We start from the raw sequence: 24,289 nt of genomic DNA, 5'->3' as shown, positions 1-24,289 counted from the left end.
TCGGGATATTCTCACTGTTCGGCAGGTAGGAGGTTTCCACGACGCTCGAGCTTGCCCCATCCCACCCAGGCACCCTGGAGGATTTGCAAGATGGAGCGCCAGACCACGTAGGCCAGGAGCGGTCGATACACGAAGCGCATCGGAATGATCCACAGCGACCGGCTCAGCTTCTCCCCCTCGATCACGCAGGCGATGAAGGCCAGCAGGAGATCGCAGATGAGAAACGCCAGGAAGTAGCCCACAAAGGGCAGCCCGCCGCCGGAGAGGATCGACACGATCAAGAGGAAATCCACCAGCGGGATCGTCGCCACGAGGATGATCTGGAAGATCACGACACCCGGCAGGCTGAAGCAGCCGAGCCAGCCATAGCGTGCGCTCAGGATCATATCGCGATTCTTCCACAGGCACTGCATGGTGCCAAAAGCCCAGCGGAAGCGTTGCTTGGCGAGGCCCGACATCGTCTCGGGCGCCTCGGTCCAGGCGATGGCGTCGGGAGTGTACGTCACGCGCCAGCCGCGCCGATGCAGGCTGAGTGTGAGGTCGGTATCCTCGGCCAGTGTGTCAAAGGCAAAGCCGCCGCAGTCCTCGATGGCCGACTTGCGAAAGGCGCTGATCGCGCCGGGGACGACGGTGATGGCGTTGATCTTGTCGTAGGCGCGGCGGTCGAGGTTGAACCCGCAGGTGTACTCGAGGCTCTGGAACTTGGTGACCCAGTTGCGAATGTTGCCGACCTTGGCGTGGCCGGAAACCGCGCCCACCTTGGGATCAGCCAGCGGCGCGACGAGATGGCGCAGGGTGTCGCGCTGGAAATGCGTATCGGCGTCGAGAAAGACGATCATCTCGTGGTGCGCCACCTCGCATCCTCGGGAAAGCGCGACTGCCTTGCCGGCATTTGCCTGCTGGATGAGGCGGACGCGCGGCTCGGTGGCGGCGAATTCCTCAACCTTGGCCGCAGTGCCGTCGGAGGAGCCGTCATCGATGACCACCACCTCGACCTCTCCCTGGTAGTCGGTGTTGAGCAGGGCTTTCAGCGTTCCATCAATGACCTTGGCTTCATTGTACGCGGCCACGACAATCGAGATGGGTGGAGCGAAGCCCTCCTGCGGCTCGCGCTTGCGCCAGGCGAGGGCCAGCGCGGCCATGATGCCGCTGCGCGCCAGGGTGATCAGGCAGGCGATAATCATGAAGGCCCAGATGAAATCCTCGATCCAGTGCGCCAGGGCGAGAGCGATATTGGAAATGATCAGGGGTGCGGTGGCGGCGTCGATCGGCATCTTCGGCATGGACTGCTCCCGCTTCAACCCCATGATGGCTCCGACGCGAACGATCTGGTCGCCGCGGTCCTGCAGGAAATCGAGGATATGGGGCAGCGCCTCGACCGTCTGGCTGCGATCTCCGCCCGCATCGTGCAGCAGGATCACGCTGCCGGTGAGACGTTCCTCCCGCACGCGGCGGACGATGGCGTCCGCCCCGGGCCGTGCCCAATCCTGCGGGTCGACGCTTTCGCCGACCGTGAGATAGCCCATCGCGCTGGCCTGGGCGATAGGCCGCAGGTCGGAGAGGCTGGCGGGCATGGAATCCGCATTGTACGGCGGGCGAAAAAGGATCGGCGACCGCCTCGTGATCCACTCAAAGAGGCGCTCGGTGGCGTTCAACTCCAGTATGGTCTGATCCGTACTGACCTCTCCGAGATTGGGATGCGTATAGGTGTGGCTGCCGATCTCGTGCCCTTCGCGAAGGATGCGGCGGACGAGCTCCGGATGCTCCTCCGCATGCTTGCCGAGGATGAAAAAGGTGGCATGCACCCCTCGCGCCTTGAGGATGTCGAGGATTTTGGGCGTCCACTCCGGATCGGGGCCATCGTCAAAGGACAGGGCCACGCGGTGCGGGTTGAAGCCTCCCCAGTGCACCGCCACCGGGTAGACCGGCCAGGCCGTAAAGGTTTCCGTGAGATACCCGGAGGCATCCGTATCGACCTCCCTCCGCCCGCTATGAGACTCGAGTTCCGCTCGAATAAAATCCCCCTCGCCCACATGAGCTATCACGGCACCCGGGTCCAGATACTCGAGGTAGGTCTGGCGGTGGCGGCTGCCGATGGCACTCTCGTTTTTGCCAAAGACCTTCCAGATCGTGGGGTCCTCACTGCCGAGACGGTTGACCATGATGCCTCCGGTCTTCTGATCACTGGCCGCTTTGAGCTGATTGGCAAAGGTTGTCGCATCGAGGAACCACACCTCGTGGGTCTCGCCCTCGTAGCCATAGGAGAAGGAAGGATTGTAATACGGAGCCTGACTGATGACGCTCGTCGTGCTGGCGCGCTGGGCGCGGGCCATGGCATCGGCAAAGCTCAGAGTCGTCGCATGGGTCTTCGTGGTATTCCAATCATACCCATAGGCACCGATCGAGATGATCCATTGCGAAGGGTCTCCATAACCCAGCAATGCCTTGAGCCACCCTTCGAACCAAGGCTGGGCGGCGACGGGGCCGGGGGCATCCTGCTCGGCATTTTCATCATGCAACTGGGCGACCATGCGGTCGACCACGCCAGGAATCTGATCGAGGTCGAAGACCTTGAGATCATCGCCGACCGGGATGCTCAGCCAAAGCTCGCGATCATCCTGATGCAGCGCATCCCGGATCTGCCCCAGAAAGCTGGTGAGCCGATCGGAAAACGAGGGATCAAGCCCCTGCCAGTCCAGGAGCACACCGGCGGCGCCGATATCGCGCAGGGAATCCCGCAAAGCCTGGATAAAATGCTGCTGCTGGGCGGCATCACTCTCGAGCAGGCCCTCAATGGCGTCGCTGTCCCACGAGTCGCCCGAGGCGTTGGTCATGACCGGCACCATCTTCGCGCGCGAGCTGTGAAGCAGCGTGAGCACACTCGGCTCGACCTCAACCCGTATATGGGCCGGTACGCCACCGACGGACATGATCTCCGGGCAGACGTGGGTCAGCTCCCCGGCGTGGGCAGCAAAGGAAGCCAGGCTGCGCTGATCGCCATCATCAAGAAGCGCGGCACGCACCTCCCCGCTCTTTGCGAGAGCGGCGCGTGTCTGGTGGGCATGGCCCAGAGACTTCTGCAGCATGGCCTCCCAAGGTTTGCGCTCCGCCATCAGGTGAGGCTTTGCCTCCAGGGCGTGCAGCTTCAGCCGTAGGGCCATCAGGGAATCCGGCATCTTCAGCAGCGGCTGAATGAGCAGGGATTTCACAAAAACCACCGAGGCGGCGAGAACGACCACCACAGCAATGGCCACAACCACCCGAACCCACGTCCAGCGACGGCGATTCGGGTCAAAAAATACGAAGCCCTCTTTATTCATGCGAGCCCCTCGGGCCGATTTTTCCCGGCCCTGCACATTTCGGATACATTTACCCTGATACGACAGCGGATTTTCCCCTGTCGTTCAATCAGAGCCTTACGTACCCAGGAGCAATCGGGCGGGATTCTCGATGCAATCCTTTACGCGCACGAGGAATGTCACAGCCTCCTTGCCGTCCACGACGCGGTGGTCGTAGCTGAGGGCGAGATACATCATCGGGCGGATGACGACCTGGCCCTTCTCGGCGACTGGGCGCTCCTGGATCTTGTGCATGCCCAGAATGCCGCTCTGCGGCGGGTTCAGGATCGGCGTGCTGAGGAGCGAGCCGTAAACGCCTCCGTTGGAGATGGTAAAGACACCTCCCTGGAGGTCTTCGAGAGAGATTTTTCCCTCGCGGGCCTTCACGGCGTATTCACCGAGTTCCTGCTCGATCTCAGCGAACGACTTCTTGTCGCAATCGCGGAGCACCGGGACCATGAGGCCCTTTTCGGTGCCCACAGCCACGCCGATGTCGAAGTAGTGATTCTGGATCAGTTCATCGCCATCGAGGCGGGAATTGATCGCCGGGGTCGCCTTGAGCGCGTCGACGACAGCTTTGACGAAGAACGACATGAAGCCGAGCTTGATGCCGTGCTTCTTCACAAACTCGTCCTGCATCGCCTTGCGCAGGCTCATCACGGTGCTCATATCGCACTCGTTGAAGGTGGTGAGGATCGCGGCGGTGTGCTGGGCGTTGACGAGCTGGGTCGCGATCTTGCGACGGAGCGGGGTCAGCTTCTTGCGCGTGGTGCGTCCGTCCTCGGAGACCGGTGCAGCCGGCTTGGCGGCGGGGACGGCGGGCTTTGGCGCGGGAGCGGGCTTGGCAGGCTCTGCGGCCTTGGGAGCAGGTTCCGGCTTGGCAGGAGCGGGTTCCGCCTTCGGAGCAGCAGCCTTGGGGGCTTCCTCCTTGGGTGCCGGAGCGGCGCCACCCGCTTCGATCAAAGCAACGACCTGACCGATCTTCACTTCATCGCCCTCTGCGGCCTGAGTTTTCAGGACGCCGGATTCCGGAGAGTTGACCTCCGTTGAGACCTTGTCGGTCTCCAGGGTGAAGAGGACTTCGCCAGCCGAAACGGTTTCTCCGTCCTTCTTGTGCCAGGTCGAGATAATGCCGGAGGTAATGGATTCTCCGACGACAGGAACTTTGACTTCAACGCTCATTGGATACTCTTTTCGGGATTACACCTCGAAGGCTTGCTTGACCAGCGCGGCTTGCTCCCGCTGGTGCATCTGCATGGTGCCGGCGGCCGGACTCGCGCTCGAGGGACGGCCTGCATAATAGATATAGCCGGGGAAGAGATTGAGGAGGCGCGGCAGGATGAAGGTCCATGCGCCCATGTTCTCCGGCTCCTCCTGGCACCACACGAACTTGTTCGCGTTGGTGTAGGGGGCGACGGTGCGCTTGAGCTTCTCCTCGTAAAGCGGGTAGAGCTGCTCAATGCGGACGATCGCCGTGTCCTCGATCTTGTTCTCGTCGCGGTACTTGATCAGGTCGTAGTAGACCTTGCCGGAGCAGAATACGACGCGCTTGACCTTGCTGGCCTCGGCCTCCTTGTCGGCGAGGATCTCGTAGAAGCGGGAGTCCGTGAAGTCCTCGGTCTGCGACACCGCTTTTTCGTAAGTGAGCAGGCTCTTCGGCGTCATGATGACGAGCGGCTTGCGGTACTCGCGGTGAGCCTGGCGGCGCAACGCGTGGAAGTACTGCGCGGGCGTGGTGAGATTGCACACCTGCATGTTCTCGTTGGCGCAGAGCTGGAGAAACCGCTCGAGACGTGCGCTCGAGTGCTCGGGACCCTGGCCTTCGTAACCATGCGGCAGGAGCAGCACGATGGAGGTCGGGCGACGCCACTTGCCCTCAGACGACGCAATGAACTGATCGATGATGATCTGGGCACCGTTGGCGAAGTCGCCAAACTGAGCCTCCCAGATGCAGAGCATCGAGGGGTAGTCCATGGAGTAGCCGTAATCAAAGCCAAGGACGGCGTACTCGGAGAGCGGGCTGTTGTAGACGCAGAAGCGGGCCTGGTCCGGCCCGAGGTTCATCAGCGGGATGTACCGCTCGCGATTCACCTCGTCATAGAGCACGCTGTGACGGTGGCTGAAGGTCCCGCGGCGGCTATCCTGACCGGAGAGACGCACGGGGGTTTTCTCGAGAAGCAGAGATCCGAAGGCGAGCGCCTCGGCGAAAGCCCAGTTATAGGGGCCTCCCGCCTGCCAGGCCTGGAGGCGGCGATCGAGGAGGATGCGGCGGATCTTGGGCAGGACGCGGAAGCCCTCGGGCACGGTGGTGAGGCCCGTCACGATCTGGTCGAGCATCTCGCGGGAGATCTTCGTATCGGAGGGCTCGTGCGAGTAGGGCGCCTGGAAGATGGCGGTGGAACCGGCGAATTCGCCCTCATCCGAGCCATTCTTTTTCTTCACCTGATTCAGCGCGTCCTCGAGCTCCTGGATCTGCTCGGCCTTGAGCGCAGCCGCCTCGTCGGGCGAGATGGTGCCGAGCGGGAAGATCTGCTTGGCGAAGACCTCGCTCGGGAGCGGATGCGTCTTGATCTTGTTGTACAGGTCGGGCTGCGTGAAGGTCGGTTCGTCACCCTCGTTGTGACCGTGACGGCGGTAGCAGTAGATATCGATGACGACATCGCGGCCAAACTCCTGGCGAAACTCCAGGGCAAGGCGGGCGATTTCCACCACGGCGATCGGGTCTTCGCCGTTCACGTGGAAGATGGGAGCGTCGATCATCTTCGCGATCTCCGTACAGTACGGTGTCGAACGCGAGTCTGCCGGCAGAGTGGTGAAGCCGATCTGGTTATTCACCACCAGGTGGATGGTGCCGCCCGTGCGATAGCCCGGGAGCTGAGACATGTTAAACACCTCGGCCACAACGCCCTGACCAATGAAGGCCGCGTCGCCATGGATGAGGATCGGGACCACCTTCTTGCGCTCACCCGTGTCATTGAGGACGCGCTGGCGGGCGCGGGCCTTGCCCTGCACGACCGGGTCGACAGCCTCGAGATGGCTCGGGTTGGCAGCGAGAGCGACACGCACCTCGTAACCGGTGGGGGTGGTGCGAATGTTCTCGAAGCCGAGATGGTACTTCACGTCGCCACTGCCGCCGACGGATTCCGGGCGGAAGTTGCCCTGGAACTCGTTGAAGATCACATCGAGCGGCTTGTTGACGATGTTTGCCAGAACATTCAGACGGCCGCGATGGGCCATGCCCATGACGATCTCCTGAACACCCCGGGCCTCGCTGTTCTGAATGATCGACTCCAGCGCCGTGATCAGCGTCTCACCGCCCTCGAGGGAGAAGCGCTTGCCACCGTAAGTGGTGTGGAGAAAATTTTCGAAAGTCTCCGCCTCATAGAGCTTGCGGAGGATGTCGCGATGCAGGTCACGATTTGTGCGCAGGCTGGTGTCGCGATTTTCAAAATGCTCCAGCACCCAGTTGCGAATGCGAGGGTTCTGGATGTGCATGAACTCGGCGCCCACCGTGCTACAGTAGGTGGCCTTGAGTTCCTCAATCATCTCGCGGAGACGCATCGGCTTGCCATCGCGGAACAGGCGAGTGGAAACCTCTCGATCGAGATCGGCCTCCTCAAAGCCCAGTTCGTTCAAGGATAGAAGCGGATTTTCGCGGATGAGAACGTCCAACGGATCGAGATCTGCGATCGAATGACCCAGCGTGCGATAAGCAAAGACGAGGGCCTCGACCTTGGCTTGAAACAGGCCGTCTCCGCCAGCAGCGGGCGCGCCATTCAGCGAGGCCGCAGGCGCAGCATCGCCCTCGGCTTCCAATCGAGCCGAGCCAAGTTCAAAGCCTTCGAAAAATGCTGCCCAATTGGCATCGACCGAGCGGGGGTCAGCCACCCATCGGGCATAGTTCTCGTCAATCAGCGCCTCGCTCCAGCGAGCGGTAAAGGAACTTTTCATTCGAAATGAGTCTCTATGTAAAGAAAGGGGGCGGCATGTTGGCCGCCCCGTAACACTACCTCTGCACCTTGCAGGATGAAAACGCGGAGCGCAAGCTAACATCCCGCAAACTCGCAGAAACGAGAACAAGCAAGCGCAAGTCAAACGAATAAAGCATCTTACGAATCGAATTTTTACGGCATGACACGGATTTCCGGCCGATTTTTACGCCACGCCGCTTGAAAGAGGTCCAAAACCACGGTAAACGAACAGATTCCCTAATGATCAAGGTTCAAAACCTGACGAAACGGTACGGAAGCGTCACCGCAGTCAATGAGATCCAGTTTGAGGTCGGCAAAGGCGAGATCGTCGGGTTCCTCGGGCCAAATGGCGCCGGAAAGAGCACGACAATGCGCATGCTCTCCTGCTACCTCCCCCCCACCTCGGGCACGGCGGAGATCGCAGGCTATGATATCTTTCGCGATTCCCTCCGGGCGCGGGAGCATATCGGCTACATGCCGGAGAATGTCCCGCTCCCGCAGGACATGCGGGTGGATGAGTATCTGCGCTTCCGCGCTGCACTCAAGGGAGTGCCGGGACGCCGGATCAAGGAGCGCCTCGCCGATGTCTGCGAACTTTGCAGCCTCAATGACGTGAGCCGCAAGCTCATCGGCGCACTTTCCAAAGGGTACCGTCAGCGGGTGGGACTGGCCGACGCCATGATCCATGAGCCGGAGTTGCTCATCCTCGACGAGCCGACAATCGGCCTCGATCCGAACCAGATCCGACAGGTGCGCGACCTGATCCGCAACCTGCGCCGCCACCACACGATCCTGCTCTCCACCCACATTCTCTCCGAGGTGGAGATGACGTGCACCCGGGTCATCATTATCAACAAGGGCCGCATCGAGGTCTCTGATACTCCGGAGAACCTCCGCTCGCGCCTGACGCAAGAGGGGGAGATCCTGTTTGAGGTCAACGCCCCCGACCCGGCGGCAGCTACGGCCAAGATCAAAACCCTGCCCCACGTGAAGAGCCTCAACTCGCACCGCACGCAGGACTGGACCCGCTACCTCATCCAGGCCGACGAGGACTTGCGCGAGGACCTGCACAACCTCGCCGTGCGGGAAAACTGGCGCGTACGCGAGCTAACCCGCCGCGTCGCCACCCTCGAGCAGATTTTTGCCGAGATCACCCACAAGGAGGATATCTAGGATGCGTCGATTCTTCACCCTGCTGAAGCGGGAAATCCGGCACTATTTTCATCAGCCCCTCGCCTACATCGTCCTCTTCTGCTTCCTGCTGATCGTCGGGTTTATCTTTCAACTCGGAGTCGGCGCATTGAATCGGGCGACGTCGCAGACAACTGTGATCGAGGCGTTTTTTGACAGCATCCTGCTGTGGTTCCCTTTCATCCTCACTTTTCCCCTGCTGACGATGCGGCTATTCAGCGAGGAATATAAGCTCGGGACGATCGAGACCCTGATGACCGCCCCGGTGGGAGACCTCGCCGTGGTGCTTTCAAAGTATTTCGGAGCCCTGGCCTTCTACCTCGTTCTCTGGGCTCCCACGATCCTGTATTTCGTGATCTTCCACGTGGTCACGGGACAATCGGCCGCGCAGTCATTCAGCCAGTACTTTGGGTCATACCTCCTGCTGCTGCTGGTCGGCATGTTTTACCTCTCCATCGGCTGCCTGGCCTCCTCCCTCACGAGCAACCAGATCGTCGCAGCCATCGTCTCCTTTGCCATCATCTGCCTGATGTTCTTTCTCAGTGTGGTGACCTTTGTCTTTCCCTCTGCGGACCGGTTCCTCGGCGACATCGTCTACTACTTCTCGACCATCGAGCACATGGCCGACTTCTCGCAGGGGGTGTTCGACAGTCGTCCGATCGTACTTTACGTGAGCCTGACTCTTTTCACCCTGTTCCTCACCTTCCATATCTTCCAGCATCGGAGGTGGCGCTCATGACGGCGAAGATCCCCCGCAAGACGATCCGCATCAATGTGCTGGTGCAGATCATCGCCATGTTTGTGCTGCTGGTGGCGGTGAACTACTACAGCTTCAACCACTATGTCCGCGCGGATTACTCGCGGTCGCAGAAGTTTGTCCTTTCGGAACAGACGAAGCGCGTCATTCGCGAGCTGAAGAAGCCGGTGAATATCGTGGTCTTCTTCTCCCCCACGTCGGTCGCACCGGATCGCGTGGTCTTCAATGATCTGCGAAATCTCCTCAAGGAACTGACCTTCTCCGGGCGCAAGCTGATCCATGTCGAGTACGTGGACCCCACCCGCGACCTTACCCGGGCGCGCGCCTTGCAGGCGCAGTACAAATTCAGCGCCACCGAGAATGTCGTGATCGTCGACTACGAGGGACGAAGCAAATTCATCCCCGCCGGAGATCTGGGAGACATCAACCTCGAGGGAGTCCAGCAGGGAGAAACCCCGCGTCTGCTCTCCTTTGGCGGCGAAATGGTGCTCACCAACGCGATGCTCTCGCTGCTTTCGCCCGACAAGAAGAAGATCTATTTCCTCCAGGGCCATGGAGAGCCGCCCATCGACGGCCCGACTCCTCTCGGCCTCTTCCGCGAGTATCTCGTAAAGCAAAATGCCGAGACGCTTCCCCTCTCGCTGGGCTCTGCGGATAGCGTGCCATCCGATTGCTCCCTCCTGGTGATCGCGGCTCCACAGGTCGACCTGACCGAGCGCGAGGCAGCCATCCTCGACCGGTTCTGGAGTTCCGAGCAAGGCCGCGTGCTGGTGTTGCTCGATCCATCGGCCCGCACGGTCCAGCTCCACCGTTTCCTGGCGCGACGCGGCGTACTGCCCATGGACAATCGGGTGCTCTGCACGGTGCGCCTGGGATTTGCCACAGGCATCCTGCGCGAAGTAACCGTCGACTTCATGGACAGGAACCCTGTCACGAAACGGCTCGTCGGACTCGAGATGCTGCTCACGGGCGAGACGCAGTCCTTGTTCATGGACCCGGAGCAAGCCAAGTCGGACAAGATCCAGCTGTGGCCCCTGCTGATCGCGAAGGAGAAATTCTGGGGTGAGTCGGAGTACGTCACGGATGAAAAGAAGGGCGTGCGCTACGATGAGGGCAAGGACGTGGGATACCCCGTCTACGTGGCGGTGGCAGCAGCCCGCGGAGGAGTGGATGACGACCGCGTGGATGTCGAGTCGTCCAAGCTCATCGCGGTGGGCAGCAGTCAATTCGCCCTGGATGTCGCACTTTCGCAGCAGCCGCAGGCGCTCGACTTCCTGATGAGCTCGGCCAACTGGCTGCTCGACCGGCGCCAGTTCACCGGAGCAGTGCCCAAGAAGATCGACCAGTTCTCGATCAATCTCTCGGATGCCCAGCTAAGCTCGATCTCGCTCTACATCCTTATCGCGATCCCCGGGGTGGCCGCCCTCTTCGGGATCATCGCCTGGCTCCGACGACGCGCATGAGCCGGGGCTGGACCATCTTCCTCTGCCTCCTGGCAGTCGTTGCGATCGGCTTCCTGGCGATCTACGAGCCGCTGACCCGCAGCACGCGAGAAAAGGCGCAACTCGCCCTGGGCGGAAGGGTCCTCGACTTCGATCCCGCCGGAGTGAAGGAGTTTCGCATTACCTCCCCCAGCGACGAGCTCATTATCAAGCGACGCGGCAACGGGTGGCGTATCGAGGGCGATGACAAGGACCGGGCCAACCCGGCGCTCATTCGCGATGTGCTCAAGCTCGCGTCAAATCTCCAGTACTCCGACCGGGTCGATGGACGCGAATTTCGCAGCGACGACGATCTCGGCGACTTTGGGTTGAAAAAGCCCAAGCGGAAGATCCAGATTTTCGGTGATCAGGACGTCACCCTCCTCATCGGAAAGGATGCGGCAGGAGATGGAAAGATCTACGTTCGCCGGGGCAGTGACCGCGACGTCTATGTGATCGATGACGACATCCTCAAGCTCGCCTTTCAGGATGCGCAAAAGTTCCGCGATCCGCGCCTGACGGACCTCGAGGCCGACCAGGTGGACCGCGTGATCATTCGCCGCAGCGACGGCCAGATCGAGCTTTCCCAGGACGCACGCGGCTGGCGGATGGTCAAGCCGCTCAGCGCCCCGGCTGACCAAGCCTCGGTCAATGCCTTCCTCAACACCCTCCTGGGATTGACGATTCGCGAGGTGCTCTCCGACGACTCTGGAGACCTGAGCCGCTTCGGCATCGTCGAGGGAACGAATGAGATCTCATTTTACGCTGAGGGCAAGGAGCGCCACCAGACGCTTCGCATCGGACAGGCCACCCAGGATTCCGTCGTGGCGGAGTTTACAGCGCGGGACTCGATTTTCCGCCTTCCGCCCGAGACGATCAAGCTCCTGAACGTCACGCCGGACGCCCTGCGCGATCATCGCCTGTTTCCGCTCAACATCGATCTGGTCGACATGATTCGCATCACCTTTCCAGAAAACACGATCGAGCTCCGGCGCAAGGGGGACGGCTGGCTGCTGAAAGCGGGACCGGAGATCCGCCCGGCCAGCAACCAGGCTATCCGCGCGCTCGTGGATGCAATCAGCTCGACCCGGGTCTCCGCGTATGTATTGACCAGTGCCGACAAGCTTGAAGGAGATCAGCTCGCTCCGCCACGCATCAAGGTCGAGTTTCTTTCCGTCCTGTCGGAGAACACCCCGGAGACCACTGCGGGAGCACGGAACATCGCCACGATTTCCTTCGGTGCGGAAAAAGACGGCCAGGTTCTGACTCGTATGAACGATTCCCTGGAGGTCGCAAAAGTTCCCGCGGCCATCCTGAGCGCACTGCCCTCCGATCCTCGCGACTGGCAGGCGCCGAAATAAAACAAAGTGTGCAGGGGGAAGGGAACCCGCTGAAACACCCTGCATTTTTCAGTCCCTTTTTCGCTGAGCATCTCCTATCTTTCGCACCATGAGCGACGTGCCGATCTCGGTCTCCGACGCTGAAATCACGGTGGCCCGTCTGCGGAGAATGACGGCGGTCCTCCCCGGCATCATGTATGAATGCGAGATCTACCCGGACGGGCGGTCGCGCCTCACCTTCATGAACGATGCCGTGAGAGACATCTTCGGCCTCAATCCGGAAGACCTCCTGCGCGACTCCACGTATTTCCATAAGTTCGTCCATCCCGATGACCGGGAGAGCATGCTTGCCGCCTCGCGAGAGCACATCCGCACTCTCCGCCCGTGGCACCGGGAATACCGGTATATCTTTCCCAAGCTGGGACTCCGCTGGGTGGAAAGCCAGGGACATCTCTCCCGCCGCGAGAGCGACGGCACGGTGATCTGGAACGGGTTTATCACGGATATCACAGAACGAAAGATCCAGCAGGACGCGCTGCTCGAGAGCGAATCCCGGTTTCAAACCCTGCTCTCCAGTCCGTCGGTTGGATTTGTCATTACACCGGTCGACTTTTCCTGGAAGACGGCGAACGCGGCGATGGCGCGCCTGCTGGGTTACACGGTCGATGAATTTCATGCCCGCTGCTATGCGGACGTCACGACTCCGGCCGATCTGCCCACGCTACAGAAGACGATGGAGGAGATCATCACCGGGCAGCGGGAGCATTTTGAGGGCGAGTTTCGCTACGTCCGCAAGGATGGCTCGATCATCTGGACCCTGTCGTGTATTTCCCTCGCCCGAGACCTGGAGGGAAACCCCAAGTACCTCGTCATCCAGGCCACGGACCTCAGCGCGCTCAAGCGTACGGAGGAGGCTCTGCGCAAGGCCAAGGAGGAGGCGGATCGCGCCAATCTCGCAAAGAGCCAGTTCCTTACCACGATGAGCCACGAAATCCGCACCCCGCTTCACGGGGTGATTGGATTCACCTCGCTTTTGCAGAAAACCGAGCTCAGCACCGAGCAGAGAGAAATCGTCGAAAGCATCGATCAAAGCAGCAGACTGCTCCTGTCGCTCGTCTCCGATGTCCTGGACCTCTCACGCATCGAGGCCGGCCGTCTCACGCTCGATCTCCGCGACATCGACCTCCGCGCTCTCATCGCCGATATCGCGCGAGGCACGGAGCTGGACGCTCGCCGCCGGGGAATCTCCTTCTTCTGCACCATAGGGGATGACGTCCCGGCCTGGGTGGAGTCCGACTCTATCCGCATTCATCAAATCCTCGGCAACCTGCTCGGCAATGCCCTGAAATTCACCCACGAGGGGTCCGTATCGCTCTCGGTGCAGACAGGGATACGGAGCGACGATGGATCGCTCGAGATTCATTTTACCGTGCAGGACACCGGCATCGGGATAGCGAAAGCCGACCATGAAAAGATCTTTCAACCCTTCAGCCAGGCGGATTCCTCGCTCACGCGCAAATACGGCGGCACCGGGCTGGGCCTCACCATCGTGCGTAGCCTGTGCGAACTCCTGGGCGGCGGCATACGCTTTGAAAGCATCGCCGGAAAGGGCTCCACTTTCTCCGCATCCATCCTGGTACGACCGCCCTCCCAGGCAAACTCGCCCAGCCCCTCATCCACCCGGGGAGGCAATATGGTCCCTGGAGGATGGCGCGTGTTGGTGGCCGAGGACAACATCCTCAGCCAAAAGCTGATCCGCCGCATGCTGGAACGGTTATCCTGCGAAACAACGATTGTATCCACAGGCCAGGACTGCGTGGATCTCGCGGTCACCGGGGATTTTGACATGATTTTCATGGATGTCAGCATGCCCGGCATGGATGGTCTCCAGGCCACCCGCCTCATTCGTGAGGCCGAATCCCGGAAGCAGGCCCAGCCTGTCCCCATCATCGCCATCACGGCCGGAGTGACCGAGGCGGAACGCACGGAATGCCTGGCAGTCGGAATGACCTCTGTCCTCGGCAAACCATTCACTGGAGAAAGTCTCCAGCGCGCGATCATGTCGGTCCTCCACTGAGCGCCGGAAGACGGGCTTGCGCCCAGTGCTGGTGGCAAGTCGCTTCACACCACACTTCAGAGCACCCCCGCATATTGGGAAAAAACACCTCAACCGCAACAACCAGCTGGCGTGTCCAACCAGGCGATCGCCGGGCCATACCGAAACGGGCTCCGACATTGACGCCGAGAGAAACACGAGCAAGGCGAAAGTCGTGACGAGAGAGAGGATGACTTTCACAGGGAAAAGGACAATCCATGTCCCGGGCCTTCCCCGATTCCTCTGGAAGACCATTCCCGGGGGCCGGACCTGCTGCGAGCAGTGCCCGGGAATTGGAACCCGCTTGACTCAGGCGGCAGGCGAGGCAGTCTGGTTGATTCGCCCATGACCAGCGCTGAAATCCGCCAGAGTTTCCTCGATTTCTTCCACGAGAAGAAGCACACCATCGTGCCGTCGTCCAGTTTGATGCCCGATTCGCCGAACCTCCTGTTCACGAATGCCGGGATGAACCAGTTTGTCCCCATTTTCCTCGGGGATGCGAAGTGCCCGTACACCCCGGGCCGCGCGGCGGATACGCAAAAGTGCATCCGCGCGGGCGGCAAGCACAATGACCTCGATGATGTGGGGCTCGATACCTACCACCACACGTTCTTTGAGATGCTGGGTAACTGGTCCTTTGGCGACTACTTCAAGAAAGAGGCGATTCGCTGGGCATGGGAACTGGTGATCGGGCGGTGGAAGTTCCCAGCCAATCGTGTTTACGCAACAGTGTACGCGCCGAGCGCAGGCGACCCGAGCGAGTTTGACCAGGAGGCCTACGATATCTGGGCCGAGCTTTTCACGGCGGCAGGCCTCGATCCCAAGGTCCACATCGTCAACGGCAACAAGAAGGACAACTTCTGGATGATGGGCGACACGGGCCCGTGCGGTCCGTGCAGCGAACTGCATGTCGACCTGACGCCCGAGGGCGACACCAAGGGCTCCCTCGTCAACATGGGCGATGCGCGCTGCATCGAGATCTGGAACCTCGTTTTCATCCAGTTCAACGCCAACCCGGACGGCACCTTCACCCCGCTCCCGGCCCAGCACGTCGATACCGGCATGGGCTTTGAGCGCGTGACCTCGATCATTCAGGGCACGAAGGGATTCACCGATTTCGTCCACGCCAAGATCTCGAATTACGAGACAGATATCTTCCGACCGATCTTTGATGAGATCGAAGTCCTGAGCGGCAAAAAGTACGGCAGCACCCTGCCCCCGGCCGATCTCTCGGCCATCACCGAGCAGGAGTCGACGGACATCGCCTTCCGAGTCATCGCGGACCATATCCGCACGCTGAGCTTTGCCATTGCCGACGGCATCCTGCCGGGCAACACGGATCGCAACTACGTGCTGCGTCGCATCCTGCGCCGCGCCGTTCGCTACGGACGCACGCTCGGCTTTCACGAACCGTTTTTCTTCAAACTCGTCGACGTGCTCACGCGCACGATGGGCGACGTTTTCCCGGAGCTCCGCAAGAAGCACGCGCACGTCCGCGAGGTGCTGCACATGGAGGAGGAGGCTTTCAACCGCACGCTCGACACCGGCATCAAGAAGTTCGCCGGTTTTGCCTCGGCCAGCATGGCGGCGGCGATCGAGTTTCCCGATGTCGACGCCACGGAAGCCGCGTATCGGCGCACCGAACTGCAAAAGGAATTTGGCGAGCTTTCCGTGCCGGAATTTCTCAGGAAGTCGCTCGAGAAATTCCCGGGTTCCGTGCAGAAGGGCCAGCCGGTGCTCTTCGGCCAGTGGGCCTTTGAGTTGTATGACACCTACGGCTTCCCGATCGACCTGACGGAGTTGATCGCCCGCGAGCGCGGCCTCGGAGTGGATCGCGATGGTTTTGAAAAGCTGATGGACCGCCAGCGCGAGCGCGCCCGGCAAGCCCAGAAGAAGGAAGTGATCAGCGTCTCCAGCATCGAGGCGCCCGCGACGAAGTTCTTCGGCTACGATTCCGAGGAGATCGAGACGCGCGTCATCGACGTGGTCGGCATCAAGGACAAGACGGCGGTGATTCTCGAGTCGTCGGTCTGTTACGCCGAGATGGGCGGACAGGTGGGCGACACCGGACTCCTCACCCATGGCGGGGAAAGCTGGACGATTTCCGATACCCGCAAGGCGGGTGACACGTGGCTGCATTTCATCTCCGGCCCGGAAATTCCCGAGCCCGGCCAGGATGTCTCGCTGGTGGTGGATTGCGAAAGACGCTCCGCCATCGAGCGCCATCACACCGTGACGCACCTGCTGCACTGGGCCCTGCACGAAGTGGTCTCGCGCGAAGCCACGCAAAAGGGTTCCTACGTCGGGCCCGAGAAGCTCACCTTTGACTTCAACAGCGCCGCGCTCACGCCGTCGCAAGTCCGCGACATCGAGCGCCTCGTCAATGAGCGCATCCTGGAAAATGCCGTGGTAAGCTGGAGCGACGTGGCTTACGGCGATGTGAAAAATCGCGCCGATGTGATGCAGATCTTTGGCGACAAATACGGCGACCGCGTCCGCGTGGTGCAGATCGGCGGGGCCGCCCAGCGGCTCGATGGTTACTCGATGGAACTCTGCGGCGGCACGCACACCCGGGCGACCGGCGAAATCGGACTTTTCCGTATTCTCGGCGAGGCCGCCATCGCGGCTGGTGTGCGCCGTATCGAGGCCATCGCGGGATTGGAAGCCTTTGACCATGCGGTAGGCGACGCCCAGCGCATCGTCGCGTTGGCGGAGAAGCTCAACTCCCCGATCGGCGAACTGGAGAAGAAACTCGACGCCATGCTGGCTCACCAGAAGGAGCTCGAAAAGGCACTCAAGGCCGCCAGCCAGCGGGAAGCCGCAGCCAAGGCAAAAGATCTCCTGGCATCCTCGACCGCCATCGGCAGCACGCCCGCCATCATCGCCGACCTCGGCGCGGTGGACGGCGACACGCTCCAGGCCGCGGCGGACGCGCTCAAGGGCCAGTACAGCGGCGTCGTGGTTCTCGGTGGCAGCGGCAACGGCGCGGTCTCGCTCGTCGCCACCGTGAGCCCGGAGTTCACGGCGAAGTTTGCCGCGGGCAAGATCATCCAGGCCATTGCGCCCATCGTGGGCGGCAAGGGCGGCGGACGACCCGATCAGGCCCGCGGCGGCGGCAAGGACGCAGCCAAACTGGCCGATGCCCTGGCGCACGCCCGTACACTGCTTTCCTAATGATTCAATCTGACGCGTGGGCGGAGAGACACCCCTCCCACGCGATCATGGCCCGCTTGCGGATTGGGTCCCAGCGGTAATTTCCCATCACGCCCGTCTGTCGGATGACCCGATGACAGGGAATGAGATAGGAAATCGCATTCTGTCCGATAGCCGTGCCGACTGCGCGCGAAGCCGCAGGGAATCCAGCTGCCATCGCTAATGCCCCATAGCTGACCAGAGAACCGGGCGGGATGCGCAGCAAAGCTCGCCAGACCTTGACCTGAAAGTCGCTGCCTCGTACGTGGGCCCGGATCGGGACACGGCTGGCTGAAGGTTGAAAAATCTGATCGGCCAGTTGCTGCGCGGCCCCATCCGAGTGCAGCCACTCCGCCCTCGGCCACTGGGATGCCATCTCCTCCCATGCTCCGGTTGCTCCATCCGGGAAGGAAAGCCAGCACACTCCTCGCGGACTTTGTGCGATCAAGACCTTTCCAAAAGGCGTGGATGCATAGCCCGCAGTGATCTTCCATCCCTGCCCTCCGGCTTTGATCTCACCGGGCGAAGCCGCCTCGAGTGAGACGCACAGATCGTGCAGCCGGCCAGGGCCGGACAACCCGGACTCATAGGCTGCGGTCAGGACGCTCTCTCCCTCCAGCAAAAGGCGGCGCGCGTGGCTTACCGTGAGGCACTGCAAAAACTCCTTGGGTGTCGCACCGACCCAGTCCGTAAACACGTGATGAAAGTGTGATTCGCTCAAGCCAGCCCTCAAGGCCAAGGTCGCGAGATCCGGCTGATCGACAAAATTCCCATCAAGATACCGGATGATCTCCGCTATGCGCTGGTAGTCGCTCATGAAAGCCCACTCTCGCATGAACTCACCTTCGCGCCCACCCGGTTCTTGCGACGAAGTATCAGTGAAATTTTTTGAAACTCGGGAGAAAGCCACGCGTTCCATCCTGTATGAAGAGTCCCCTCATTACCCTAACCATCGTACTGCTCGCAGCCACCGCTCCGCTCCGGGCGGAATCCAAACATACCGCAGAGTACTTCCTCACCACTCCGCAGGATTTCGTCAACCAGATCGTTTCCCTGGATGTCGCCTTCGTCAAACCGGTCCACTGGGTCAGCCCCAATCCCGACTTCCAGTTCTTTCATGCCATGACGATCGACCGAACAGACAAGAAGCCCGGCGGTGGGATTCTTGTCGCGGTAAAGGCCGCCGATGCCAGCGCGTTTGCGCGCAAGTATGGCACGGACTTCGACGGAAAGAATGACTCCACCATCCTCAAAGGATTGTTTCTAGCCGGCGGGGGTGAAAAGGGCCGGATGAAGATCTATCTCGTGGACACCACGGGCGAGCTCAAGGCGCTCTTCGACGCCGGAGAATTTGCCCTGCCAGCCGAGCCCGCTGACGGGGGCGAACAAAGTGGTCCCCGCCCGCACAAAGGCCCCCAGCAGTAATCCATACTGCTCACATATTCTGATCCCGGTGGCGGCAAAGCAGCCGCCACCCGGTCAGATCAAAGGTCGTTCTATTTGTTTTCCTCGATCAGCTTCTTGGCTTCTTCCTTCTTCAAAAGGTGGGTGTCCTTGAGGACGACGTCGCCAGCAACGTAGTTGGAAAAGGTGCCGCGGATCACCACGTTCTGACCGACCACAATGAAGGGGCGCTGCTCGGTGAGCTGTCCATCGCTATTGCGATGGAAGATGATGGCCTGGGACTGGTCATCGCTGATCATGACGTTGGTGGTCGGCACGTCATCCGCGGAAAAGACACATTTCACATCCGGCGAGGGATTGTCTGCGCGCTGGAGATAAGCGACGAGCGGATTGCCTTCGGTATCATCGGACTTTTCGACCTGCCCCACCCTTCCATAGACCGCGACGCGCTGGCCGTTATACTTTTGCAACGCCGCGTCGGGCTGGGTGGAGAACTCGTTGACAATCTGGTCGAGAGTGACAAAGCCGCTGGGAGGCAGGGGCGGGAGCTGGGCCTGGGCGAAGATCGAGGTGGCCGAAAGCAGGAGGGGAAGGAGGAAGAGCTTCTTCATTACCCCGGCACTTAGACTCTTTTCCCCCATGCGGCGAGCCAAAAACCAAGAATCCCCGGGCTGCGGAGAATGCTTATAAAAACGAAAAGGGGCGCTTCTTGCGAAGCGCCCCCTTTTCTTATCTGGCTGGGGAAATCCTTAGCCCTTCTGCTGGTCGAGAACGGCGTTGAGCACGTTCGTCGGGACCTGCTCGAAGTGCGACGGCTCCATCGAGTACGAGGAGCGGCCCTTCGACAGCGAGCGGATTGCCGTGGCGTAGCCGAACATTTCGGCGAGCGGCACTTCCGCAGCGATGGTGCAAAGATTGCCCTTGGTCTCCATGCCGCTGATGCGGGCACGGCGGCGATTGAGGTCGCCCATGATATCACCCTGGAATTCCTCCGGGGTGATGTTTTCGACCTTCATGATCGGCTCGAGCAGGATCGGCTTGGCTTTCTTCAGGCCGTCCTTGACCGCGAAGATGGCAGCGAGCTTGAACGCGAGCTCGTTCGAGTCCACGTCGTGGTAGCTGCCGTCGACGATGTCAACGTGCACGTCGATGACGGGGTAGCCGCCGACGACACCGTTGAGCACGGCTTCGTTGATGCCCTTGATACAGGCCGGGATGTAATCCTTCGGGATGGCGCCGCCGACGATCTTGTTCTCGACGGTGAGGCCCTTGCCACGCTCGTTCGGGGCGATCTTGACGACCACGTGACCGTACTGACCGCGACCACCGGACTGCTTGACCAGCTTGCCTTCGCCATCGGCGGGAGCAAGGATGGTTTCCTTGTAGGCGATCTGCGGCTTGCCAGCGTTGGCCTCGACCTTGAACTCGCGCATCATACGGTCGCGAATGATTTCCAGGTGAAGCTCGCCCATGCCCGCGATCACAGTCTGGCCGGTCTCTTCGTTTGTGAAAACGCGGAAGGTCGGATCTTCCTCGGCGAGACGCTGGAGAGCGTTGGCCATCTTTTCCTGGTCGATCTTCGTCTTCGGCTCGACCGCCATTTCGATAACGGGGTCGGGGAAGGACGGCGGCTCGAGAAGGATCGGATGATCTTCGTCGCAAAGGGTGTCGCCCGTCGTGATATTCTTGATGCCCACGATGGCGGCGATGTCGCCGGAGTAGCAGGTCTCGATGTCCTCGCGCTTGTCGGCCTGAATCTGGATGATTCGGCTGATGCGCTCGCGCTTGTTGGTGCGCGGGTTGTAGACGGTGTCGCCCTTGCTCAGCTTGCCGGAGTAGACACGGAAGAACACGAGCTTGCCGACGAACGGATCGCTCCACAGCTTGAACGCGAGCGAGCAGAAGTTGCCATTGTCATCCGAGGAGACCTCGATCGGCTCGCCGTTGTCGGGGTTCTGGCCCTTGGCGGCGGGAATGTCGAGCGGGCTCGGGAGATAGTCGACGACGGCGTCGACGAGGAACTGCACGCCCTTGTTCTTGAACGCGGAACCACCGGCGACCGGGACGAAGCGGTTGGCAATCGTCTGGCGGCGGATGGCGGCCTTGAGCTCCTGCTTGGAAATGGGCTTCTCCTCGAGGAAGAGCATGCCGATCTCTTCGTCGAGATCGCACATCTGCTCAACGAGGTCCTGGTAGGCCTTCTCGGCCATGGCCTTGTGATCCTCCGGGATGTCGACGACTTCGTAGGTGGAACCAAACTGGTCGTTGTCGGAGTAAATGACGGCCTTCTGGTTGAGGACGTCGATCTGGCCCTTGAGGTAATCCTCACGACCGAGCGGGATGAGCACCGGCCAGGCGTTGGCGCCGAGCTTGTTGCGCATGGATGCCACAGCGGCGTCGAAATCCGCGCCGGTACGGTCCATCTTGTTCACGAAAGCGATACGGGGCACACCGTACTTGGTGGCCTGACGCCAGACGGTCTCGGACTGCGGCTGCACACCGGCCACGCCACAGAACACGGCGACAGCGCCGTCGAGCACGCGGAGCGAACGCTCCACCTCGGCCGTAAAGTCCACGTGGCCGGGAGTGTCGATGATGTTCACGCGCATCTTGATGCCTTCGTAGGCCTTGTAGATGTTCTCTTCCTTGCGCTGGAGCCACGAACAGGTGGTGGCGGCGGAGGTGATCGTGATGCCGCGCTCGCGCTCCTGCTCCATCCAGTCCGTCACGGTCGTGCCCTCGTGCACCTCACCGATCTTGTGGATCATGCCGGTGTAGAAAAGGATACGCTCGGTCAGAGTGGTCTTGCCGGCATCGATGTGGGCAGCGATACCGATGTTACGAGTGCGTTCGAGAGGAAACGCGCGGTTGGGCGAATTCGGATTGGCGGACATAGGGAAATGGCGCTTTAGCGGAACGACCGGGCACCCGGCGACGTGATCGCCAGGAAATCTCTCCTGTCTGTAAACCGTTCGAGCATGCGTTTTTAGTTAAATACCCCGGCCATCGCCTTTCAAAAGGGCTACCCAAGGCGGGTAAAACCACAGAAGCCACGCGATGACGTGGGGAGTGGAAAACCTAGAGATGCACGCGGCAAGGGCAAGAGAAAACTTGCGCCCGACGGCGTTGCATGCGTTGCGTAATGATACGCCTGCGCCCTAGGGGCGCTTGTACTCCAGCGTCCCCTTCCCCTTCAAGGGCTGGGAGGTGTAGATCTCTTTTCCACCCTCCCTGATGCTTAGGGTGACATCCGTATCGTCGGAATCGCTGGTTACCGTCATGGACTCGATGTACTGGCCAAGGAAAGAAATCGAAGGTGAATCCGCAACCTCCTCCATATTGACACCGCTGACATTCCAGCGATAGGCGATCTTTACCGCGTTCTGCCCCTTTCCCATCACGATAAAGTTGAGCGTCTTGTCCTCCGGACCGTTCCAATCGAGTTTCGTGCTTTTAGCTGCCACGAGGTAGTATTCCCCGCCGCTCTCGCCAAATACAGAGGTGTACGTCGTCTCCGATTTGCCGTCGGGAGATTTCATCTTGATCAAGAGGGCGCCCGCAGGCGGGAGACTGGGTTCCCATTTCTTTCCCCGGGCGATGCGTACCTTGTTCAGGCTGTTGGGTACCGGAACGACCGTGACGGATTCCACTACGCCGGGACCGCTGACAAACATCTCGGTCGACCTGGCGGCCAACGCCTTGTCTTCATCGCTCAGTCCTTCCGCATAGATAAGCTCCTGAAGCAGCGCCTTGTCTTTCTGGGTGACCGCCTGCTGAAATGTGGCGCGATAATCCTCGATCGATTTCGGCGCTGCGGGAAGAAGTGCGGCGGAGCAGATGAGGGCGGGGAGGACTGCGAAGCAAAGTTTCACGGGCGATGAGCCTATCGGTCTGCCAATCACCCGGCAAGACGACGCTGGCGCCCCTCATGGTCCTGTGAAACAGTGCGCGCATGGAAATCCTCTGGTGGAGCCTCACGATCACGCTGATGGTTGTCGGCCTGGTCGGCACAGTCATCCCGTTGCTGCCGGGGACGATCCTCATCCTTGCCGGAGCGGTGCTGAATCACTTCACCCTGCACTCCATCGGCTGGCCGACTTTGATCGGGCTGACCCTGCTCATGCTACTGGCCCAGGCGCTCGATATCGTCAGCGGTGCGGTGGGGGCGAAGTGGTTCGGGGCGACGCGCTGGGGGGCGATCGGTGGCATCCTCGGGGCGGTTGTCGGGTTGTTCTTCGGCATCCTCGGCCTGCTGATCGGGCCACTGGTGGGGGCATTTCTCGGGGAATTGCTCGGTGGCAAGGGACTCCTCCCGGCCGGGCAGTCGGGCTGGGGCACCTTCCTGGGAACCACGGCGGGGATCGTGGGCAAGGTCGCGATCGGATTGATCATGGTCGTCTGGTTCGGCGTGGCCTGCCTGATCTGAATCAAGTTCTTGGCGTGAAACGTGCTGCCGCTCCCGACGGTGAGCACCGGCATGAAGATCTCCCGGCTGCGCTATCGTTTGCTGATCAGCGTGGCCATATTCTCCGCAGTCTGTCTGCTGGGCGTGATCGGCTATGTCATCCTGGGCTGGAAGCTCATCGATGCCGTCTACATGGTGGTCATCACGATTTTCGGCGTCGGCTACGGCGAGGTGGAGCCGGTCGACCAGACCTCGGAGCGAATTTTTACCATCCTGCTGATCATCTGTGGCAACTCGGCCGCGATCTACGTGGTCGGCGAGGTGGTGCGGACCCTGACGGGAGGCGAAATCGTCAAGGCCCTGGGCGATATGCAGGAAAGCAAGAAAGTGGAGGAGATCAGCCATCACACCATCATCTGCGGATGGGGCCGCATCGGACAGGTCTTGAGCGCGGAACTCGCCCAGGCTGGCCATCGCTTCATCATCGTCGACGTGGACAAGGAGCGCATCGCCGACGCTCATGCCCGGGGATATCTGGTAGTCGAGGGCAGCGCCACCGATGAAGACACACTGGTGCGGGCGGGCATCAACCGGGCCGACGTTCTCGCGACCGTCCTGCCGCAGGATACGCTGAATGTCTTCATCACCCTCACGGCTCGAAATCTGAATCCCCTCGTACGCATCATCGCTCGCGGCGAACAACCCGCGACAGAAAAGAAGCTCCGCCAGGCGGGAGCCAACGAGGTGATTCTCCCCGCCACCATCGGAGCGCTGCGCATCGCCCACAGCATTACGAAGCCGTCGCTGACCGACTTCATTGGCGGCAAGGAAGGGATCGGCGGGGCGGACTTCCACCATCTCGGACTGGAAATCCACGAGCTTTCCCTCAATCAGCAGGGGCATCTCGAGGGTTGGACGATTGGCGAAATCCAGCGGGCGGCGGAGGGCAAACTCATGGTATTGGCCATCCGCAAACCGGGCGGCGAAATCCTTCGCAAGGACCTCGACACGCTGGCTCTGGAGAAAGGGGATTCCCTCGTGGTGATGGCGCATCCGGGCAAGCTGCCGGACTTTCTGGTCCGTGAAGTGACTGACACTGAGATTGTGTAGGCGGT

At 60.9% G+C, this 24,289-nt stretch carries 16 protein-coding genes; 9 read left to right on the top strand and 7 right to left on the bottom strand.

From position 1 onward, the window contains the following. Positions 1-11: 11 nt before the first annotated feature. The 3 genes from TSACC_RS06600 to TSACC_RS06590 all read right to left on the bottom strand — a co-directional run bounded on the left by TSACC_RS06600 (position 12) and on the right by TSACC_RS06590 (position 7,289). Positions 12-3,320 carry a trifunctional glycoside hydrolase family 18/polysaccharide deacetylase/glycosyltransferase family 2 protein gene (locus TSACC_RS06600; RefSeq protein ID WP_075078583.1) on the bottom strand — a complete coding sequence of 1,103 codons (3,309 nt, stop codon included), beginning with the start codon at positions 3,318-3,320 and terminating at the stop codon, positions 12-14. Positions 3,321-3,416: 96 nt separating this feature from the next. Next, positions 3,417-4,520: a dihydrolipoyllysine-residue succinyltransferase gene (sucB, locus tag TSACC_RS06595; RefSeq protein WP_075078582.1), complete on the bottom strand. Its 1,104-nt coding sequence runs from the start codon at positions 4,518-4,520 to the stop codon at positions 3,417-3,419. An 18-nt stretch (positions 4,521-4,538) separates the two neighbouring features. Further along, positions 4,539-7,289 (bottom strand): 2-oxoglutarate dehydrogenase E1 component, encoded by a 2,751-nt coding sequence (locus TSACC_RS06590; protein ID WP_075078581.1) that lies wholly within the window; start codon positions 7,287-7,289, stop codon positions 4,539-4,541. Between the two features lie 260 nt (positions 7,290-7,549). Between TSACC_RS06590 and TSACC_RS06585 the strand changes: the two genes are divergently transcribed. From TSACC_RS06585 to alaS, 6 genes are all read left to right on the top strand, one after another. After that, on the top strand, positions 7,550-8,482 hold the full coding sequence (locus tag TSACC_RS06585; RefSeq protein WP_075078580.1) for an ABC transporter ATP-binding protein: 933 nt from the start codon (positions 7,550-7,552) through the stop codon (positions 8,480-8,482). A 1-nt stretch (position 8,483) separates the two neighbouring features. After that, positions 8,484-9,239, top strand: a complete 756-nt coding sequence (locus TSACC_RS06580) for an ABC transporter permease (RefSeq protein WP_075078579.1) — start codon at positions 8,484-8,486, stop codon at positions 9,237-9,239. Then, on the top strand, positions 9,236-10,720 hold the full coding sequence (locus tag TSACC_RS06575) for a GldG family protein (protein WP_075078578.1): 1,485 nt from the start codon (positions 9,236-9,238) through the stop codon (positions 10,718-10,720). The genes TSACC_RS06580 and TSACC_RS06575 overlap by 4 nt, the downstream gene beginning before the upstream one ends. Continuing rightward, the gene (locus TSACC_RS06570) at positions 10,717-12,099 is read left to right on the top strand and encodes a DUF4340 domain-containing protein (RefSeq protein ID WP_075078577.1); all 1,383 of its coding nucleotides are present in this window, start codon (positions 10,717-10,719) and stop codon (positions 12,097-12,099) included. Before TSACC_RS06575 ends, TSACC_RS06570 begins: the two co-directional genes overlap by 4 nt. Before the next feature lie 88 nt (positions 12,100-12,187). Beyond that, the gene (locus tag TSACC_RS06565) at positions 12,188-14,155 is read left to right on the top strand and encodes a hybrid sensor histidine kinase/response regulator (protein WP_084400260.1); all 1,968 of its coding nucleotides are present in this window, start codon (positions 12,188-12,190) and stop codon (positions 14,153-14,155) included. Between the two features lie 363 nt (positions 14,156-14,518). Continuing rightward, a complete protein-coding gene (gene alaS / locus TSACC_RS22255) occupies positions 14,519-17,347 on the top strand; it encodes an alanine--tRNA ligase (RefSeq protein ID WP_202815913.1) in 2,829 nt (942 codons plus the stop codon). Between the two features lie 4 nt (positions 17,348-17,351). Here the strand turns inward: alaS and TSACC_RS06550 are convergent, their stop codons facing one another. Then, a complete protein-coding gene (locus TSACC_RS06550) occupies positions 17,352-18,182 on the bottom strand; it encodes a methylated-DNA--[protein]-cysteine S-methyltransferase (RefSeq protein WP_084400259.1) in 831 nt (276 codons plus the stop codon). Positions 18,183-18,289: 107 nt separating this feature from the next. Between TSACC_RS06550 and TSACC_RS06545 the strand changes: the two genes are divergently transcribed. Continuing rightward, entirely contained in the window at positions 18,290-18,790 is a 501-nt protein-coding gene (locus TSACC_RS06545; protein WP_075078574.1) for a hypothetical protein, read from the top strand. A 71-nt stretch (positions 18,791-18,861) separates the two neighbouring features. Here the strand turns inward: TSACC_RS06545 and TSACC_RS06540 are convergent, their stop codons facing one another. The 3 genes from TSACC_RS06540 to TSACC_RS06530 all read right to left on the bottom strand — a co-directional run bounded on the left by TSACC_RS06540 (position 18,862) and on the right by TSACC_RS06530 (position 22,641). Then, positions 18,862-19,380 carry an OB-fold protein gene (locus TSACC_RS06540; protein ID WP_075078573.1) on the bottom strand — a complete coding sequence of 173 codons (519 nt, stop codon included), beginning with the start codon at positions 19,378-19,380 and terminating at the stop codon, positions 18,862-18,864. A gap of 138 nt (positions 19,381-19,518) precedes the next feature. Further along, positions 19,519-21,663, bottom strand: coding sequence for an elongation factor G (gene fusA / locus TSACC_RS06535; protein WP_075078572.1), 2,145 nt, complete (start codon positions 21,661-21,663; stop codon positions 19,519-19,521). 264 nt (positions 21,664-21,927) lie between these two features. After that, positions 21,928-22,641, bottom strand: a complete 714-nt coding sequence (locus TSACC_RS06530) for a hypothetical protein (protein ID WP_075078571.1) — start codon at positions 22,639-22,641, stop codon at positions 21,928-21,930. 80 nt (positions 22,642-22,721) lie between these two features. Here TSACC_RS06530 and TSACC_RS06525 point away from each other — a divergent pair, with 80 nt between their 5' ends. After that, on the top strand, positions 22,722-23,195 hold the full coding sequence (locus TSACC_RS06525) for a DUF456 domain-containing protein (RefSeq protein ID WP_075078570.1): 474 nt from the start codon (positions 22,722-22,724) through the stop codon (positions 23,193-23,195). 51 nt (positions 23,196-23,246) lie between these two features. After that, positions 23,247-24,284 (top strand): potassium channel family protein, encoded by a 1,038-nt coding sequence (locus TSACC_RS06520; RefSeq protein ID WP_075080595.1) that lies wholly within the window; start codon positions 23,247-23,249, stop codon positions 24,282-24,284. The last annotated feature ends 5 nt before the right edge of the window (positions 24,285-24,289 follow it).

The organism is Terrimicrobium sacchariphilum (assembly GCF_001613545.1).
Classification (GTDB): domain Bacteria; phylum Verrucomicrobiota; class Verrucomicrobiia; order Chthoniobacterales; family Terrimicrobiaceae; genus Terrimicrobium; species Terrimicrobium sacchariphilum.
This window is presented reverse-complemented; position numbering and strand designations above follow the sequence as displayed.

Bases quoted from the DNA above. Each gene is read 5' to 3' on its own strand.
- sucB (WP_075078582.1), bottom strand. From the start codon at position 4,520: ATGAGCGTTGAAGTCAAAGTTCCTGTCGTCGGAGAATCCATTACCTCC.
- TSACC_RS06600 (WP_075078583.1), bottom strand. From the start codon at position 3,320: ATGAATAAAGAGGGCTTCGTATTTTTTGACCCGAATCGCCGTCGCTGG.
- TSACC_RS06565 (WP_084400260.1), top strand. From the start codon at position 12,188: ATGAGCGACGTGCCGATCTCGGTCTCCGACGCTGAAATCACGGTGGCC.
- alaS (WP_202815913.1), top strand. From the start codon at position 14,519: ATGACCAGCGCTGAAATCCGCCAGAGTTTCCTCGATTTCTTCCACGAG.
- TSACC_RS06580 (WP_075078579.1), top strand. From the start codon at position 8,484: ATGCGTCGATTCTTCACCCTGCTGAAGCGGGAAATCCGGCACTATTTT.
- TSACC_RS06570 (WP_075078577.1), top strand. From the start codon at position 10,717: ATGAGCCGGGGCTGGACCATCTTCCTCTGCCTCCTGGCAGTCGTTGCG.
- TSACC_RS06575 (WP_075078578.1), top strand. From the start codon at position 9,236: ATGACGGCGAAGATCCCCCGCAAGACGATCCGCATCAATGTGCTGGTG.
- TSACC_RS06585 (WP_075078580.1), top strand. From the start codon at position 7,550: ATGATCAAGGTTCAAAACCTGACGAAACGGTACGGAAGCGTCACCGCA.
- fusA (WP_075078572.1), bottom strand. From the start codon at position 21,663: ATGTCCGCCAATCCGAATTCGCCCAACCGCGCGTTTCCTCTCGAACGC.
- TSACC_RS06590 (WP_075078581.1), bottom strand. From the start codon at position 7,289: ATGAAAAGTTCCTTTACCGCTCGCTGGAGCGAGGCGCTGATTGACGAG.
- TSACC_RS06520 (WP_075080595.1), top strand. From the start codon at position 23,247: ATGAAGATCTCCCGGCTGCGCTATCGTTTGCTGATCAGCGTGGCCATA.
- TSACC_RS06550 (WP_084400259.1), bottom strand. From the start codon at position 18,182: ATGAGCGACTACCAGCGCATAGCGGAGATCATCCGGTATCTTGATGGG.
- TSACC_RS06540 (WP_075078573.1), bottom strand. From the start codon at position 19,380: ATGAAGAAGCTCTTCCTCCTTCCCCTCCTGCTTTCGGCCACCTCGATC.
- TSACC_RS06525 (WP_075078570.1), top strand. From the start codon at position 22,722: ATGGAAATCCTCTGGTGGAGCCTCACGATCACGCTGATGGTTGTCGGC.
- TSACC_RS06545 (WP_075078574.1), top strand. From the start codon at position 18,290: ATGAAGAGTCCCCTCATTACCCTAACCATCGTACTGCTCGCAGCCACC.